Raw genomic sequence first — 15,735 nt, 5'->3', positions numbered from 1 at the left:
GCAGCCGTCCGGGCCACATCCTCCCCGACGACACCGGAGAATGGGACCGGTGTCAACGTCGATGGGAGGTCGCGCATGCCTCCGCGTCCCCGTCCCCGACGACCGCTCACCCTCACCGGTCAACTGCTCGTGTTCCAGTTCGCGCTCCTCGGCCTCGTGCTCGTGTCGATCACTGTCGTGTCGATCCACCAGTCCTACACGCGCTTCGAGGCGCAGCAGCGGCAGCGGATGCAGACCGTCGCCGAGTACGTCGCGGCGATCCCGCTGGTGCGTTCCAGCTTCTCCGGGCCGGAGGCCTCCTTCGACCTGATCGCCCCGCTCGAGAGCGCGCGCACGAACTCCGACGTCGACCAGATCCTCGCCCTCGACGCCGCGGGGACCGTGATCTCCTCGCCCGCGGACCCTCGGCTCTACCGCACGCGGGCACCACTCGGTGCGGTGGGCGAGGGCCCGCAGCGGGCGTGGACGGGTCCCGCGCAGCTCCTCGGGCAGGACGTCGTCGCGGCGCGCGTCCCCGTCGTGGACGACACCGGGACCACGGTCGGCTCCGTCGTCGCCGCGCGCACGGTGCCCGACCTGGGGACGATGATCGCCAGCTCGGGTCGCGACCTGCTCGCGTTCCTCGGCATCGCGACCGCGCTCGGGATCGCCGGGGCCGTGTGGATGGCCGCTCGGGTCAAGCGGCAGACCCTGGGCCTCGAGCCGATCGACATCGCGACCCTCGCCGAGCATCGCGAGGCCATGCTCCGCAGCATCCGTGAGGGGATCCTCGCCGTCGACGCGGACGGCACCATCACGATGGCCAACGAGAGCGCGCGCCAGCTGCTCGACCTGCCGCACGCAGCGCAGGGGCGCCGCCTCGACGACCTGGGACTGAGCCCGCAGGCGGTGGCGATCCTGCGTGGTCGCGAGCCGACGCCGGCGGACATGGTCATCGCGTCGGGCGCGCGGTTCCTCGTCCTCAACCAGGTGACGATCACGCCTCCCGGTGCCCGGTCGGAGACCGTGACCTCGCTGCGGGACCGGACCGAGCTCCTCGAGCTGCGCCGGACGCTCGAGATGAGCACGTCGGCGGCGAACACGCTGCGGGCGCAGGCGCACGAGTTCCGCAACCGCATGCACACGATCTCGATGCTCGTGCAGCTCGGGGACGGCGAGAGCGCGGTCGCGTACATCGACGCGCTGTCGCGTCAGCACGCGGAGATCGAGGCGCTCGTCGCGGCGCGCATCGCCGTGCCGGCCCTCTCGGCGCTCTACCTCGCGAAGGCGAGCCTCGCCCGCGAACGGGACGTCGAGCTCCGGCTCGCCGAGGACTCCTCGCTCGGCCCGCTCGACGACGAGGTCGCCGTGGACCTCGTCACCGTGATCGGCAACCTGCTCGACAACGCCCTCGACGCCGTGATCGGCGCGGAGCGGCGCGTGGTCGAACTCGGGGTGCGGCAGCTCGACGAGCAGGGAGCCCCGGTCCTGAGGATCAGCGTCTCCGACTCCGGCGCCGGGATCGACGCGCTCACGGCGCCCCGGATCTTCGAGCAGGGCTTCACGTCCAAGGGCGCAGGCGCCGCCGCCGCGCACGGCTTCGGGCTCTCCCTGGTGCAGCTCGTCGTCACGCGACGCGGGGGCAGCATCCGCTACCTGCGGACGGGCACGTCGCGCTTCGAGGTCGTCCTGCCGCTGACGGCCGCGCGGCGCCCCCTCTCCGAGGTCACCACGTGATCCCGGTGCTCATCGTCGACGACGACTTCATGGTCGCCGCCGCGCACCGCCGCGTCGTCGAGGGGACGCCCGGGTTCGAGGTCGTCGGCAGCGCCAGCACCGGGGCCGAGGCCCTGGAGAGGATCGGGCGGCTCCGGCCCCAGCTCGTGCTGCTGGACATCTACCTCCCGGACCTCCCCGGGACGGAGGTCCTGCGCGAGGTCCGCGCGGCGCAGCCGGACGTCGACTTCATCGTCCTCAGCGCCGCGCGCGAACCCGCGACCGTGACCACCGCCCTCCAGGGAGGCGTCGTCTCCTACCTCTCGAAGCCCTTCACGATCGAGGCGCTGCGCACGCGCCTGGAGAGCTACGCGGTGCGCAGCCGCATGCTGGCGCGACGCACCCCGCTCGGCCAGGGCGAGATCGACAGCCTGTTCCCGACCGGCGGCCCGGCGGCGAGCACCGCCACGCTCCCCAAGGGGCTCAGCCAGGAGACCGCGCGGCTCGTCGCGTCCCTCCTCGACGGCGCAGCACCCGACCTCTCCGCCGACGACTGCGCGCAGGCTCTCGGGTTGTCCCGCGTCGCCGTGCGCTCCTACCTGGAGCACTTCGTCGCGCGTGAGCTCGCGGAGGTCCAGCTGCGCTACGGACGCGCGGGCCGTCCCCAGCGTCGCTACCGCTGGAAGGAGCCGCGACATCCCGGGGACGTGCCGCGGCCGAGCCTGGCATCCGACGGCTCGCCGGCGACCGATGGGGCAGCTGACCGTCCGTAGCCGGGGAGCGCGCCTGACGATCGGCGGGGAGATCGCGCCCGCTAGGGCTCCGGCCGTCGTGATCGGCTCGCGAGCGCCGCGGTCGCCACGCAGAGGACCGCGATGACCGGCACCGCCACGAGGACGGCCGTGTCGAGGGTCGTCGCCGTCGCGAGGGCGCCGACGAGGACGGCCGCGCTGCCCTGCGCGAGGTAGGCGACGAGGTACATGGTCGAGAAGGTGCTCGCGCGGCGGCCTTCGTCCGCCGCGGCGGTCACCAGCCCGAGCCCGCCGTACATGAGGAAGCCGTAGCCGACGCCGGAGAGCACCGCGGATGCGAGGAACACGGCGAGCGAGTCCGCGACGCCGGCCGCGATCAGCAGCGCGAGGCCCACGGCGGCGACCAGGCCGCCGATCCGCACGGCCGCGGTCGTCGGGATCCGGCGCGCGAGGAGCGTCGTGGGCACGACGACCAGCGGCCAGGTCGCGAGCGTCGCCGCGGCGAGGAATGCGTCCGCGGTGCCGACGACGTCGCGGATGATCTGCGCGCCCAGGGCGAGGAAGACCGCGCCGGTGACGAACGCCACGGTCACCGCGGCCGTGCCCACGAGGAACGGGCGGCGGCCCTCCCCCGGCACGGCGAGCAGCGCGCGGCGACCGCCCGCCGCGGTCGGCCGCGCGGCCACGGTCCGCGCAGGCTCGGGCAGGAACAGCAGCGCGACGACGAGCGCGAGCACGGCGGCGAGGAGGATCCAGAACGCCAGGTGCGTCGGATCCGCCGTGTCCTGCACGAGCCATCCGCCCACGAGGATCGCCGCGGTCGCCCCGAGCGAGGTCGCGGCCGCGTTCACGGCGCTCGCCCGCGTCGGGTTCCCGGACCGGTCGTACTCGACCAGCGCGGCGCTCGCGGCGCTCATCGCGAACCCCACGCCCGCTCCCTGCACGATCCGGCCGGCGAAGGCCCATGCGGGCCCGTCGGCGAGCGCGAACAGGACGGTCCCCACCGCGACCACCGCGACGCCGGCGAGCATCAGCCGCCGTCGGCCGAACCGGTCGGACAGCCCGCCGCCCGCGACCATGACCACGACCAACGCCACCGGGTAGACCGCGAACAGCGCGGTCGTGACGACGGGCCCCGTGCCCCACAGCGCAGAGAACGCGGGATACAGCATCGCGGGAGCCCCGCTCGCCCCGAGCGAGAGGGCGAGGACGCCGGCCGCCACCCAGAACGACGCCGCGGGCGGGAGGGCGGGGCGTCGCGACACGGGAGGGCCTTCCGGTGGACCGCCCCGAGCGGAGCCGAGCGTGCTGCCAGCGTAGGCGCGCGCCGCCGACGGAGGGTCCGTCGCGCGACGGACGCGACCTCGGCGGGGCCGCCGGAAGCGTCGATGCCATGGACATCCCCTCGATGATCATGGGCGCGGCGATCGCGTCCGTCGCCTGGATCGGCTTCTACCCCTTCGCCGAGCTGAAGCGGCTGCGTGCCAGGGAGGCCGCCGCGGAGGCGGGCGAGGGCCCGGGGACGGTCGCATGACGAGCAGCGGAGGCGGCATGAGCGGCACGGGACGGACCATCGTCAACCCGGGGCCGTGGGACAACCCGCCGCGGAAGTGGGTCGCGGGTGACGAGGACGGGGAGATAAACCTGAGCATCATCGTGGACGGGCTGGGCGCCCGCGAGTCCCTGATGCGGCTGCACCGCGGCGAGCCGCTCGACGACCACGACCTCGCGCTGTTCGGGATCGTGAACTTCCAGGCCTTCCTCATGACCTACGAGCCCGTCGTCGCGCTGCTCCGCGAGCCGAGGCGCCCCCAGCTGCACCCGGCGGTCATCGAGCTCATGCCGGGGCTGGCCGACGATCCCGCGTCGCCGTAGGGACCGGATCCCGGCCCGCGCTCAGGAGAACCGGAACACGGGCCCCTTCGGGCGGAAGGGCAGGCTCGCGCCCGCGGGGATCAGGAACGCGTGGCTGCGGCGGATCCGCAGCACGTCGATCGCGCCGTCCGTGATGATGAGGATCGGGCCGTCCTCGGGGAAGTCGACGGCGTGCTCGAGCGCGTGGACGCCCGGCTGCAGCACCGTGCCGCCGCGACCCCGCACGCGCACGCGGCCCGCGATGTCGTCGACGTCGAGGTAACCCGCGTCGGAGGCCGCCGCGTCGCAGAACACGACCCGGGCGGCGGGCACGTCGTGGGCCCGCGCGTACGACGCGATGGCGCCGAGCGCCTTGCCGAGGAGTCGGGCGTCCATGGATCCCGAGGTGTCGAGGACGACGCCGAAGGTCCGCCGGATGGTCGGCACCTCGGGCGTGAGCCAGCCGGGCCGCGGGATGTCGGGCGTCGCGGCCTGCCTGCGGGAGGGACGGGCGTACGTGCGCACCGGATCCAGCGCGGGGAACATCTCCTCGAACCACCGCGCGAGCTCGACGTCCCAGCGGAGCGGCGGCTGCGCCAGAGCGCGGATCTCCGACACCAGCGCCGACGGCAGGTGGCCGCGACCCTCGCCCAGGTGGAGGTCGAGCCCCGTCCCGAGCGACCGCCGGAGGACCTCGTCGAGGTCGACGGATGCGCCGGCGCGCGGCATCCGCCCGCCGGAGTCGAGGACGTCGGGCTGAGCGCGACCGCGGAGCGTCGACAGCTTGCGGTACCGGCGCGCGTCCGTCGCGATGCGGTCGTAGACCTCCTCGCTCGACTGCCCGGCGAACTGCGGGTCGTGGAGGAGGCCAGCGGGCATCTCCCCCACGCCCATCTCGAGCAGCCAGCCGTTGATGACGAAGTCCGTCGCGATGTTGAAGAGGTAGGGATCCCGACCACCGGTGCGCGTGTGGTGGGCGAGCGCCGCGTGCAGGGACTCGTGCGCGAGCACGAACCGCCACTCCCGCTCCGTGAGCACCGCGAGCGGGTTGACGTACAGCTCCCCGGCCACCGGGTCGACCGCCGCGATCGGGATGTCCCAGCCGCGGGCGAGCTCCGCGTCGGCGACCAGCGTGAGCGCGGACATGGTCGCGCCGAGCAGCGGATAGGCCGACAGGAACCACCGCCTGGCGCGCTCCCACACCGGCAGGGGCGCGGATCGGTCGCTCAGCGAGAGCCGCGCACCGCCGGCCACGTCCATGGCGGCCGACACCGCGTCGGTGAGGCCGTAGGCGAAGAGCTGGCGCCAGTCGGGAGGGCCGCTGTACGAGCGCCGGCCCTGCGTCACGCACGAGGCCGAACCCGCGGTGCCGCACGTCTCGAACCCGGCCGGGACACCCGTGAGCCGCCACTCGGCGACGAGGCGCTCGGGGGATCCGACGGGCCAGATCACGGGCAGCGCGAACGGGCTCCTGCCGAACCTGAGGGACGTGAGGAAGCGGTCCACCTCCACGTCGGCCGCAGTGGCCTCCACCCGGGACGAGGACGGCGGGCGCGGCTCGAGGTGGCCGAATCCGAGGTGCAGCACGAGGTGCGCGAAGACCCAGGCCCACTCCTCCGGGCTGGCCCGACGGACGGGGTCGACGACGATGTCGCACGTCTCGGAGTCCACCTGCGCCCACCCGTCGTCCGGGCGGATCCCGTCGCGCCGGATCACGTCCAGCTCCTCGGCGACGTGGGAGAACATCGGGTGCAGGCGCACGCTGCTCCAGCCGAGCATGACCGCCGCGAGCCCCGGGTCCTTCGGTCCCGTCGCGTTCCTCCGGGGCGTCACGCCGAGCGCTTCTCCGCCAGACGGGGGACGTCCCGCACGAGCTCCACCAGGAACCACGCCGGCAGGACCGGCGCGCCCGTGTCGTCGGGGGCCACCACGATCTGCCCGATCTCCAGCGAGATGTCGGCCAGCTCGATCAGGAGGTCCTTGGCCCGGACCGCGAACTGCCGTCCGGCCGGCGACGCGTGGCGGATGTCGGCGGGCAGCTCCTTCGCGAGCCGGGCGCGCAGGGAGAGGGCGTGGAAGTGCAGGAGGTCGCGGTCGGCGACCTCGGCCGGCCAGCGCAGGTCGCCGCGGATGATGGCGTCGAGGTCGTACGCCCGTTCACGCATCTTGCACCAGGCGGCGAACGAGGCGGCGTGCGAGGCCGAGACGCAGCCCGCGGCCAGCATCGCGACGACGTCCACGTCGGGATCCGCGCCCCAGGACGTCAGCGCGTCGGCGAGCGCGTGCCACGACCGGGGCGTCGAGAACGCCTCCTCGGTCTTCGGCGGCTCGACGTGGAGGTGGTCGGGCCGCTGGGTGATGTACTCCACCACCGTCGGGTGGATCTGCGCGTCGACGGCCCAGGCGAGCCAGTCGTCCACCGACGAGCGCAGGTGCACGTGCACGAACCGGTTGACGAGGGGCGCCGGCATCGGCTTGATCGCCGCCTGGTCGGTCGCCCGGTTGCCCGCCGCGATCACGACGCTGCCCGCGGGGAGCCGGTGATCCCCGACGCGGCCGGTGAGGACCAGCGAGTACAGCGACTTCTGCACCTCGGGCCGCGCGCCGTTCAGCTCGTCGAGGAAGAGCACGAACGGCTCCGTGCGCACGAGCATCTCGGGAGGGGCGAACCGGGAGAAGGTCACGCCGTCCTCGCGCGCGATCAGCTGGGGCACGCCCGCGACGTCCTCGGGCGCGAGCTGCGTCGCCATGAGCGTGACGCAGTCCATGCCGAGGTCCCGCGCGAACGCCTCGACCATGGTCGACTTCCCGATGCCCGGCGCACCCCAGAGGTGGACGGGTCGCGCGAGCGCGACACGGAGCAGGACGTCCGGCAGCTGGGCCGGGGTGATGGGGTGGAGGGCGCGCACGGGCCATCCTCCCGTGTCGGGCGCATGCGACCCGGGCTGAGTGCACATGGGCTCCGCGCTACCGTCGGGGCATGCGCCTGATCCTGATCCGCCACGGCCAGACCAGCTCCAACGTGGCGGCGGTCCTCGACACCCGCATCCCCGGCCCCGGGCTCACGGAGCTCGGGCGCGCGCAGGCGGCGCGGCTGCCGGAGACGCTGCGCGGCGAGGCGATCGGCGCGCTGCACGTCTCGACCATGGTCCGCACCCACGAGACGGCCGCGCCGCTCGCCCGGGCGCTCGGCCTCGCTCCCGTCGAGCGCGCCGGCATCCGCGAGATCGCCGCGGGCGGGCTGGAGATGCGCGGCGACCGGGAGGCGGTCGTGGAGTACCTGGAGACGATGATCCGCTGGGTCGCCGGCGAGGACGACCTGCGCCTGGCGGGCGGGGAGACGGGGCGCGAGTTCGCGGCGCGGTTCGACGCCGTCGTCGCGGAGGCGGAGGACTCGGGCCACGGCACGGTCGCGCTCGTCAGCCACGGCGCCGCCATCCGCTGCTGGGCGGGGATGCGGACCCGCGGCCTCGACGCGGCCTTCGTCGCCGACCACGCCCTCGAGAACACCGGCGTCGTGGTGCTCGAGGGATCGGGCCGCGACTGGACCCTCGAGTCCTGGGAGGGCGAGCCCGCGAGCGGCGTGGGCGACGACGCCCCGTCCGGCCCGACGGGCGAGCCGACGGCCTAGGCGGGCTCGGGCGCCGCCGGCCGCCGCCCGATCGACGACTGGAACCGCACGAGGTACCCGTCGGGATCCTGAACGAGGAACTGGCGCACGCCCGCCTCCTCGTCGCCGATCCGGTACCAGGTGGTCTCCAGCTCGAGGAAGAGCGCCACGCCCGCCGCGGCGAGCGCCTCCGCCACGACGTCGGCGTCCGCGACGGCGATCTGGAAGTTGATCCCCCGCCCGAACGGCCGCTCCAGCGGGCCCGTCACCCAGTTCCGGATGATGCCGGTCTGCTCCAGCATGAGGTGCGCGCCGCCGCGGGCGATGTACGCGAAGCCCTCCGCCGGACGGTCGTAGAGCACGGCGAATCCGCAGAGGTCGCGCCAGAACGCGAGGCTCGCGGCGAGGTCGGTGACCAGCAGCTCGGGGACGAGGTCGGGCTCGGCGTCGGGATCCATGCGGCCATGCTCGCAGACGGGTCGCGGGCCTCGGCCGCCCCTCGACCTCAGCCCGCGTCGCGGAAGCCCGCGTCGCGGAAGCGGGCCGGGACGAAGCCCGGGAAGTCCTCGCCGATCCCGCCCGGCTCGGAGAAGCCCTCCACGAACGCGGTCACCTCAGCCATCAGCTGCTCGGGCGTGCGCGGCGCTCCGCCGACCGTGAACCCGTACGTGCCGTCCGCCGGCCCGTCCAGCCAGTCGAGGTCGTAGGACGGGGTCGCACCCCTGGGCTCGCGCTCGGCGATGCGCCACCGCTCCCCGAGCACCGTGACCTCGAACGTCCCCATCCCCCGAGCCTACGAGCGGCCGCCCGTCCAGCGGCCGACCCGGCGGTCACCCCGCCCCGCCCGTTACCGTGGACGGATGATCTCCACGCTCCCGCCCACCGCCGAGCTGCACCTGCACGTGGAGGGCACCCTCGAACCGGAGATGGTCTTCGAGCTGGCCGAGCGCAACGGCGTCGAGCTGCCGTACCAGGGCATCGAGGACCTCCGCTCGCGCTACGCGTTCACCGACCTGCAGTCGTTCCTCGACCTCTACTACGCGTGCACCGCCGTCCTCCGCACGCGCCGCGACTTCCACGACCTCGCCGCCGCGTACTTGGAGCGGGCCGCGGCCGACGGGATCCGGCATGTGGAGATGTCGTTCGACCCGCAGGCGCACACGACGCGCGGCGTCCCCGTCGACGACGTGGTCGACGGCCTGCTCGACGCCCTCCGCGACGCGCGCGTGCGCCACGGCATCTCGGGCGGCCTGATCCTCAGCTTCCTCCGCGACCGGCCGGTGGACGAGGCGATGGCGACCCTCGAGTCCGTCGCCGGCCGCGCCCACGAGCTGCTCGCCGTCGGACTCGACTCGGCCGAGGTCGGCTACCCGCCGTCCCTGTTCGCCGACGTCTTCGCGCGCGCCCGCGAGCTCGGACTGCACGCGGTCGCCCACGCGGGCGAGGAGGGTCCGCCCGCCTACATCCACGAGGCGCTCGACCTGCTGCGCGTGGAGCGGGTGGACCACGGGGTGCGCTGCCTCGAGGATCCCGCGCTCGTCGACCGGCTCGTCGCCGAGCGGATCCCGCTGACCGTCTGCCCGCTCTCGAACGTGCGCCTCGGCGTCAACGAGTCGCTCGACGAGCACGCGCTGCCCGAGCTCCTCGCGCGCGGCGTGATCGCGACGGTCAACAGCGACGATCCCGCGTACTTCGGCGGCTACCTGGGCGAGAACCTCCGCCAGCTGCGCGTGGCGCACACGTTCGACGACGACGCGCTGGCGCGCCTCGCCCGCAACTCCTTCGAGGCGTCCTTCCTCCCCGACGACCGCCGGGCGGAGCTGCTGGCCGCGGTGGACGCCTGGCGCGCGTCCGCGCTCTGACCCCGGCCCGACCCGCGGTCAGTCGACGACGGCCGCGACGGCCTCGATCTCCACGAGCTGGTCGTCGTAGCCGAGCACGGTGACGCCGAGCAGCGTGCTGGGCGGATCGTGCGGCGCGAGCGCGTCGCGGACGACCTCCCACGCGGTCACGAGGTCGGCCTGCCGGCTCGACACGACGAGCACGCGCGTGCTCACGAGGTCGGCGAGCGTGGCGCCCGCGGCCTCCAGCGCGACGCGCATGTTCTCGACGCACCGCGCGGCCTGCGCGGCGTGGTCGCCGACGCCGACCGTCGCGCCGTCCGCGTCGAGCGGGCAGGATCCCGCGAGGAAGATCAGCCGCGCCTCGGCGGGTGCGGTCGCGGCGTAGGCGTACTCGGCGGCGTCCGCGAGGGCGGCGGAGCGGATCAGGGTCACGGCGGTCATGGGTCTCCCGTCTCGCGCGGGCGGCACCCCGCGGCGCCCCCAGCCTCCCATCCGCGCGCGCCCGCCGGATCTCCGCGGAGCGCGCCCGGATGTCCACCCAGCGCGGCCCCCTATCCACTTCGCCCCCGAGAGGTGGGATCCGCAGCAGCCGTCCCTAGCATCGCCGCGTGCCCGACTACGTCCGCTTCCAGAGCGCCGCGCCCAACCGCCGCGGCACCTTCCCCGGCGTCTTCGCGCTGGCGAACGGGCTGCGCCTGAGCGGCATGCTCTCCGCAGAGGAGGGCGAGTGGATGGACGCCGCCAACGCGCGGGCCGCCGGGGCCTACGCGGATCCGCGCTCCGTCGACCCCGACTGCTACGACCGCGTGCGGAACCCCGGCGCCCGCGCCTGGTTCCTCGCCGACGCCGTCGACCTCCTGTCCTTCACGGCCGACTACCTCACCCTGCTCGACCGGCACGACGTGCCGTGGCAGGAGCTGCGCACCCGGACGCCGGGGCGCATCGTCTACGCCGATCCCGTGCAGGTCATCGCGGTGCCGCACACGGTCGACGACTGGCCCTTCCGCTAGCGCGCCGCCCGCGCCCGGGACAGGATCCCCTGGATCACCTCGGTCTTCGCGTCCGCGTAGGCGTCCATCGACTCCCACCGCCGGGTCATGAGCTCCCGCTTCGTGCGCTCGTAGAGCTCGCGGTCGGCCTCGGCGGAGCGCAGCCGGTCACGGAACAGCAGGTACGCCTCCACGGCGAGATCACCGTGCTCGTAGACGTGCACGTGGACGTCCCGCGCCGGCGTGCGAACCAGGCGGTGCCCGGGCTCCCGGACGCGCAGCTCGTAGCCCGCGGCGACGAGACGCTCGACGTGGTCCTCCTCGGCCGTGATGTCGGCCACCACGAGCACCACGTCGACGATCGGCTTCGCGGCGAGACCCGGCACGGACGTGGATCCGATGTGCTCGACGGCGAGCGCCGCGTCGCCCACGGCCTCGAGGATCCGCCGCCGGTGCACGAGGTACGCCTCCGCCCAGCCGGGGTCGTGCTCCTGCAGCACGACGGTGAGCGGCGGCTGCCCGCCCACCACCTCGACGGTCGTCACATCGGGTCGGCGGCGGTCGCGGTCGTCCATCACCGGGACATCCTGCCAGCCGAGGCGTCGCCCGTCAGCCGAACGACACGTGCTGCATCACCCACGCGTGCATCACGACCGCGGCGGCCGCCGACGCGTTGATGGAGCGGGTGGATCCGAACTGCGAGATCGCGACGGTCATGTCGGCCGCTGCCACCGCCTCCACGCTGAGGCCCGGGCCCTCCTGCCCGAAGACGAGCACGCAGCGCTCCGGGAGGCGGGTGGTCTCGAGCAGCACGGATCCGTCGACGTTGTCGATCGCGATGATCGGCAGGCCCTCGCCTCGCGCCCACTCCACGAGGTCGGCGATGGTCGCGTGGTGCACGACGTGCTGGTACCGGTCGGTGACCATCGCGCCGCGCTTGTTCCAGCGACGCCGACCGACGATGTGCACCGTGTCGGCGGCGAACGCGTTGGCGCTCCGCACGATCGAGCCGATGTTCATGTCGTGCTGCCAGTTCTCGATGGCCACGTGGAACGGGTGCCGGTGCTGGTCGAGGTCGGCGACGATCGCCTCCATGCGCCAGTACCGGTAGCGGTCGATGACGTTGCGGGTGTCGCCGCGCTCCAGCAGCTCGGGATCCAGGTGCGGCTCGTCGGGCCACGCATCGGCGCCACCCGGCCAGGGCCCGACGCCGTGCGTGCTGTGCTCGACGGTCGGTGCCGGCTCGGCGCCCTCGGGTGCGGTCGGCATCAGATGTAGATCCCGGGATCCACGAAGAAGGCGGGATCCACGTGCGCGTCCGGCGCGCGCCCGGCCCGCTTCCCGGTCTCGACCGCGGGGATGCCCGTGAGCACGGATCCCGCGGGCGCGTCCTTCACGACCACCGCGTTCGCGCCGATGACGCTGCCCGCGCCGACCGTGATGGGCCCGAGCAGCTTCGCGCCGGCTCCGATGGTGACGCCGTCGCCCACCGTCGGGTGCCGCTTGCCGTGCACGAGGCTCTTCCCGCCGAGCGTGACGCCGTGGTACATCAGCACGTCGTCGCCGACCTCGGCCGTCGCGCCGATGACGACGCCCATGCCGTGGTCGATGAACAGCCGCCGGCCGATGCGCGCGCCCGGGTGGATCTCCACACCGGTCAGCGCCCGCCCCGCCTGCGCGAGCAGCCGCGCCGCCAAGCGGAGACGGCGCCGCCACAGCGCGTGCGACACCCGGTGCAGCCACACGGCGTGCAGGCCCGGGTAGCCGAGCACCATCTCCAGGTACCCGCGCGCCGCCGGATCGTGGGCACGCGCGGTGCGGAGGTCCTCGACGACCCGGGCGACGATCCCCACGCCTAGTCGCGCAGGTCGTCGAACAGCACGGTCGAGAGGTACCGCTCGCCGTAGTCGCACACGATCGCCACGATGGTCTTGCCCTTGCTCTCCGGCCGCTTCGCGATCTCGAGCGCGGCCCACACGATGGATCCCGACGAGATGCCGCAGAGGATGCCCTCGTCGGTCGCGAGCGCGCGCGAGACGCGGATCGAGTCCTCGAGGGAGACGTCGACGACCTCGTCGTAGATCTCCGTGTCGAGGATCTCGGGCACGAAGTTCGCGCCGATGCCCTGGATCTTGTGCGGCCCGGGCTTCCCGCCGTTGAGGATCGGCGAGTCGAGCGGCTCGACCGCGACGATCTGCACGCCGGGCTTCCGCTCCTTGAGGACCTGGCCGACGCCCGTGATGGTGCCGCCCGTGCCGACGCCCGCGATGAACACGTCGACGCCGCCGTCGGTGTCCGCCCAGACCTCCTCGGCCGTGGTCTCGCGGTGCTTCTGCGGGTTGGCCGCGTTCGCGAACTGCTTCGCCCAGATGGCGTTCGGGGTCTCGTCCACGATCTGCTTGGCCCGGTCGACCGCGCCGCGCATGCCCTCGGGGCCGGGGGTCAGCACGATCTCGGCGCCGTACGCGCGCAGCACCAGCCGGCGCTCGACGCTCATGGTCTCGGGCATCGTGAGGACGACCTTGTACCCCCGTGCCGCGCCGACCATCGCGAGCGCGATGCCCGTGTTGCCGCTCGTGCCCTCGACGATCGTGCCGCCGGGCTTCAGCGCTCCGGCCGCCTCGGCCGCGTCGATGATGGCGACGCCGATGCGATCCTTCACGCTGGACGCGGGGTTGTGCGACTCGAGCTTCACGAGCACGGTCGCGTCGAGCCCTTCGGTGAGACGGTTGAGCCGGACGAGCGGCGTGCCGCCGACCAGCTGGGTGATGTCGTCGTAGACGCGACCTGCCATGGGTTCCACCTTCGTCGTGATCGTGATCGGTGCGGGGCCGGGCCGCGCGCACCTGCTCGACTTCGAGCCTATGGGAGCGCAACCGCGTGTGACGCGGCGGCATTCCGGGCAGGCTGGACCCATGAGCGCGCGCATCGAGGTGGCGGGGCCTGGCGGCCCCGAGGTCATGACCATGACGGACGGGCCGGTGCCGGATCCAGGGCCGGGCGAGGTGCGGATCCGCGTGCACGCCGCGGGCGTCAACTTCATCGACACCTACCGCCGCAGCGGCGTCTACCCGATGGCGCACCCGTACGTGCCGGGATCCGAGGCGGCGGGCGTCATCGAGGCGCTCGGCGACGGCGTGAGCGGCGTGCACGTGGGCGACCGCGTCGCGACCGCCGAGGCGACCGGCACCTACGCCGAGCACGCGCTCGTCCGCGCGGAGACGCTGCTGCCCGTGCCGGACGGCGTCGACATGGAGGTCGCCGCCGCGCTCCCGCTCCAGGGCCTCACCGCCCACTACCTCGCGACGAGCTCGTACCCGGCCGGCCCCGGGGATCACGCGCTCGTGCACGCGGGCGCCGGCGGCGTGGGGCTCCTGCTCACGCAGCTGCTCGTGGATCGCGGCGTCGAGGTGATCACCACGGTCTCGACCGAGGAGAAGGCCGCCCTCTCGCGCACGGCCGGCGCGACGCACGTGCTCGGCTACGACGACGTGCCGATGCGCGTCCGCGAGCTCACCGACGGACGCGGCGTCGACGTCGTCTACGACGGCGTCGGCCGCGACACGTTCGACGGGTCGCTCGCGTCCCTGCGCATCCGCGGGACGCTCGTGCTCTTCGGCGGCGCGAGCGGGCAGGTGCCGCCGTTCGACCTGCAGCGGCTCAACTCCGGCGGATCCCTGTCCGTCACGCGCCCCACGCTCGCCCACTTCCTGCTCGACGCGGAGGAGCGGCGGTGGCGGGCCGGCGAGCTGTTCGCGGCCATGCTCGACGGATCCCTCGACGTGCGCGTCGGCGCGACCTACCCGCTCGCCGACGCCGCCCGCGCCCACGAGGACCTCGAAGCGCGTCGCACGACGGGGTCGATCGTCCTCATCCCCTGAGCCGGCCCGGATCCGCACCGCCTACCCTCGTGCCATGCCCGCACCCGGATCCCCGCTGACGCGCCTCGGCTTCCTCACCACCGGCCCGTTCGACCCGGCCGACCCCGCGACCGGCCTCGAGGACGCGCTCCGGCTCGTCGAGCTCGGCGACGCGCTCGGCCTCGACACCGCCTGGCTCCGGCCCGACCACCTGAGGAACGCGATCTCCTCCCCCGTCGCGATGCTCGCTGCGGCGTCGCAGCGCACGCGCCGCATCGGGCTCGGCACGGCGTCGATCCCCGTCCGCGCGGAGAACCCGCTCCGCCTCGCCGAGGACCTCGCGACCGTCGACCTCCTCTCCGGCGGACGCCTCCGCCCCGGCCTCTCGGTCGGCAGCCCGAAGCGCGTCGCGGCCGTCGACCGGGCGGTGCACCCGCTCACCGCCGAGCTCGAGGAGCCGGGCCGCGAACGGCTGCTGCGCTTCCGCGAGCTGCTGCGCGGCGGCCGGGTGCCGGGAGCGGAGGAGCGCGATGCGGATCCGGACGACGACGAGGCCCTCACCCCCACCGTGCAGCCGGCGTCGCCCGGGCTCGCCGACCGCCTGGGCTACGGCGCGGCGACGCTCCGCACGGCGGCCTGGGCGGGTGAGCACGGATTCCGCCTGCTCGCGTCCGACGTGACCGAGCGCGGATCCCGCGGCGGCGGCTTCGCGGCCGACCAGCGGGACCTCATCGACGCCTACCGCGCCGCGCACCCCGACCCGGCCGCCGCGCACGTCACGCTGGCGCTCGTCGTCGTGCCCACCGACGGCGCCACGGCCGAGCAGCGCGCCAGGTACGCGGCCGACGCCGCGGCGCGCGCGGAGCGGGCCGAGCGGGCCGACCAGTCGGAGGATCCGCGGGCCGCGTCGAGCATGGTCCGCGCGCCCGACCTCGTGGGCCCGTCCGACGACATCGCCGCCGCGCTCCTCGCGGATCCCGCCGTGCAGGCCGCCGACGAGCTCGCGATCGCGCTCCCGGCCGGGCTGCCCGCGGGCGACCTCGCGCGGATCCTCACCGACGTCGCCGAGCGCCTCGGCCCGGCGCTCGGCTGGTCGCCCGCGACCACCTGATCCCCCGCCGCGCGCCGACG

The 15,735-nt window shown here is 74.3% G+C and carries 19 protein-coding genes; 9 read left to right on the top strand and 10 right to left on the bottom strand.

What is annotated here, in order from left to right; genetic code table 11:
* The first annotated feature begins 75 nt into the window (after nucleotides 1-75).
* Together NL142_RS03215 and NL142_RS03210 are read left to right on the top strand one after the other, a co-directional pair.
* Nucleotides 76-1,716 (top strand): sensor histidine kinase, encoded by a 1,641-nt coding sequence (locus tag NL142_RS03215; protein ID WP_435080943.1) that lies wholly within the window; start codon nucleotides 76-78, stop codon nucleotides 1,714-1,716.
* Nucleotides 1,713-2,468, top strand: coding sequence for a response regulator (locus tag NL142_RS03210; RefSeq protein ID WP_435080942.1), 756 nt, complete (start codon nucleotides 1,713-1,715; stop codon nucleotides 2,466-2,468). Before NL142_RS03215 ends, NL142_RS03210 begins: the two co-directional genes overlap by 4 nt.
* Nucleotides 2,469-2,509: 41 nt before the next feature.
* On the opposite strand, the gene NL142_RS03205 is transcribed toward NL142_RS03210, so the two are convergent.
* Nucleotides 2,510-3,712 (bottom strand): MFS transporter, encoded by a 1,203-nt coding sequence (locus NL142_RS03205; RefSeq protein ID WP_435080941.1) that lies wholly within the window; start codon nucleotides 3,710-3,712, stop codon nucleotides 2,510-2,512.
* A 128-nt stretch (nucleotides 3,713-3,840) separates the two neighbouring features.
* Here NL142_RS03205 and NL142_RS03200 point away from each other — a divergent pair, with 128 nt between their 5' ends.
* Nucleotides 3,841-3,981, top strand: a complete 141-nt coding sequence (locus tag NL142_RS03200; protein ID WP_435080940.1) for a hypothetical protein — start codon at nucleotides 3,841-3,843, stop codon at nucleotides 3,979-3,981.
* Nucleotides 3,978-4,322: a hypothetical protein gene (locus NL142_RS03195; RefSeq protein ID WP_435080939.1), complete on the top strand. Its 345-nt coding sequence runs from the start codon at nucleotides 3,978-3,980 to the stop codon at nucleotides 4,320-4,322. Before NL142_RS03200 ends, NL142_RS03195 begins: the two co-directional genes overlap by 4 nt.
* Nucleotides 4,323-4,343: 21 nt before the next feature.
* On the opposite strand, the gene NL142_RS03190 is transcribed toward NL142_RS03195, so the two are convergent.
* Together NL142_RS03190 and NL142_RS03185 are read right to left on the bottom strand one after the other, a co-directional pair.
* On the bottom strand, nucleotides 4,344-6,134 hold the full coding sequence (locus NL142_RS03190; protein WP_435080938.1) for a vWA domain-containing protein: 1,791 nt from the start codon (nucleotides 6,132-6,134) through the stop codon (nucleotides 4,344-4,346).
* Nucleotides 6,131-7,210, bottom strand: coding sequence for an ATP-binding protein (locus NL142_RS03185; protein ID WP_435080937.1), 1,080 nt, complete (start codon nucleotides 7,208-7,210; stop codon nucleotides 6,131-6,133). The genes NL142_RS03190 and NL142_RS03185 overlap by 4 nt, the downstream gene beginning before the upstream one ends.
* Nucleotides 7,211-7,281: 71 nt before the next feature.
* Here NL142_RS03185 and NL142_RS03180 point away from each other — a divergent pair, with 71 nt between their 5' ends.
* On the top strand, nucleotides 7,282-7,932 hold the full coding sequence (locus NL142_RS03180; protein WP_435080935.1) for a histidine phosphatase family protein: 651 nt from the start codon (nucleotides 7,282-7,284) through the stop codon (nucleotides 7,930-7,932).
* On the opposite strand, the gene NL142_RS03175 is transcribed toward NL142_RS03180, so the two are convergent.
* Together NL142_RS03175 and NL142_RS03170 are read right to left on the bottom strand one after the other, a co-directional pair.
* Entirely contained in the window at nucleotides 7,929-8,369 is a 441-nt protein-coding gene (locus NL142_RS03175; protein ID WP_435080934.1) for a bleomycin resistance protein, read from the bottom strand. The genes NL142_RS03180 and NL142_RS03175 overlap by 4 nt on opposite strands.
* A gap of 47 nt (nucleotides 8,370-8,416) precedes the next feature.
* Entirely contained in the window at nucleotides 8,417-8,695 is a 279-nt protein-coding gene (locus NL142_RS03170; RefSeq protein WP_435080933.1) for a hypothetical protein, read from the bottom strand.
* A 76-nt stretch (nucleotides 8,696-8,771) separates the two neighbouring features.
* Here NL142_RS03170 and NL142_RS03165 point away from each other — a divergent pair, with 76 nt between their 5' ends.
* Entirely contained in the window at nucleotides 8,772-9,773 is a 1,002-nt protein-coding gene (locus NL142_RS03165; RefSeq protein WP_435080932.1) for an adenosine deaminase, read from the top strand.
* Nucleotides 9,774-9,791: 18 nt separating this feature from the next.
* Here NL142_RS03165 and NL142_RS03160 read toward each other — a convergent pair whose 3' ends face one another.
* Nucleotides 9,792-10,196 carry a RidA family protein gene (locus NL142_RS03160; protein ID WP_435080931.1) on the bottom strand — a complete coding sequence of 135 codons (405 nt, stop codon included), beginning with the start codon at nucleotides 10,194-10,196 and terminating at the stop codon, nucleotides 9,792-9,794.
* Nucleotides 10,197-10,363: 167 nt separating this feature from the next.
* On the opposite strand from NL142_RS03160, the gene NL142_RS03155 reads away from it, so the two are divergent.
* Complete coding sequence (locus tag NL142_RS03155) at nucleotides 10,364-10,765, top strand: hypothetical protein (protein WP_435080930.1); 402 nt, start codon at nucleotides 10,364-10,366, stop codon at nucleotides 10,763-10,765.
* On the opposite strand, the gene NL142_RS03150 is transcribed toward NL142_RS03155, so the two are convergent.
* Genes NL142_RS03150 through cysK form a run of 4 tightly spaced genes read right to left on the bottom strand, consistent with a single transcriptional unit; the run spans nucleotide 10,762 to nucleotide 13,538 of the window.
* A complete protein-coding gene (locus NL142_RS03150; protein WP_435081624.1) occupies nucleotides 10,762-11,319 on the bottom strand; it encodes a GrpB family protein in 558 nt (185 codons plus the stop codon). The genes NL142_RS03155 and NL142_RS03150 overlap by 4 nt on opposite strands.
* Nucleotides 11,320-11,353: 34 nt before the next feature.
* A complete protein-coding gene (locus NL142_RS03145) occupies nucleotides 11,354-12,013 on the bottom strand; it encodes a TrmH family RNA methyltransferase (protein ID WP_435080929.1) in 660 nt (219 codons plus the stop codon).
* The gene (gene epsC / locus NL142_RS03140; RefSeq protein WP_079531673.1) at nucleotides 12,013-12,597 is read right to left on the bottom strand and encodes a serine O-acetyltransferase EpsC; all 585 of its coding nucleotides are present in this window, start codon (nucleotides 12,595-12,597) and stop codon (nucleotides 12,013-12,015) included. Before epsC ends, NL142_RS03145 begins: the two co-directional genes overlap by 1 nt.
* A gap of 2 nt (nucleotides 12,598-12,599) precedes the next feature.
* Nucleotides 12,600-13,538 (bottom strand): cysteine synthase A, encoded by a 939-nt coding sequence (gene cysK / locus NL142_RS03135; RefSeq protein WP_435080928.1) that lies wholly within the window; start codon nucleotides 13,536-13,538, stop codon nucleotides 12,600-12,602.
* A 121-nt stretch (nucleotides 13,539-13,659) separates the two neighbouring features.
* On the opposite strand from cysK, the gene NL142_RS03130 reads away from it, so the two are divergent.
* Entirely contained in the window at nucleotides 13,660-14,625 is a 966-nt protein-coding gene (locus tag NL142_RS03130) for a quinone oxidoreductase family protein (RefSeq protein ID WP_435080927.1), read from the top strand.
* Between the two features lie 34 nt (nucleotides 14,626-14,659).
* A complete protein-coding gene (locus NL142_RS03125) occupies nucleotides 14,660-15,715 on the top strand; it encodes an LLM class flavin-dependent oxidoreductase (protein WP_435080926.1) in 1,056 nt (351 codons plus the stop codon).
* The last annotated feature ends 20 nt before the right edge of the window (nucleotides 15,716-15,735 follow it).

Origin of the sequence: Clavibacter quasicaliforniensis, from assembly GCF_051201715.1 — a bacterium.
In the GTDB taxonomy this organism is placed as follows: Bacteria; Actinomycetota; Actinomycetes; order Actinomycetales; family Microbacteriaceae; genus Clavibacter; species Clavibacter seminis.
This window is presented reverse-complemented; position numbering and strand designations above follow the sequence as displayed.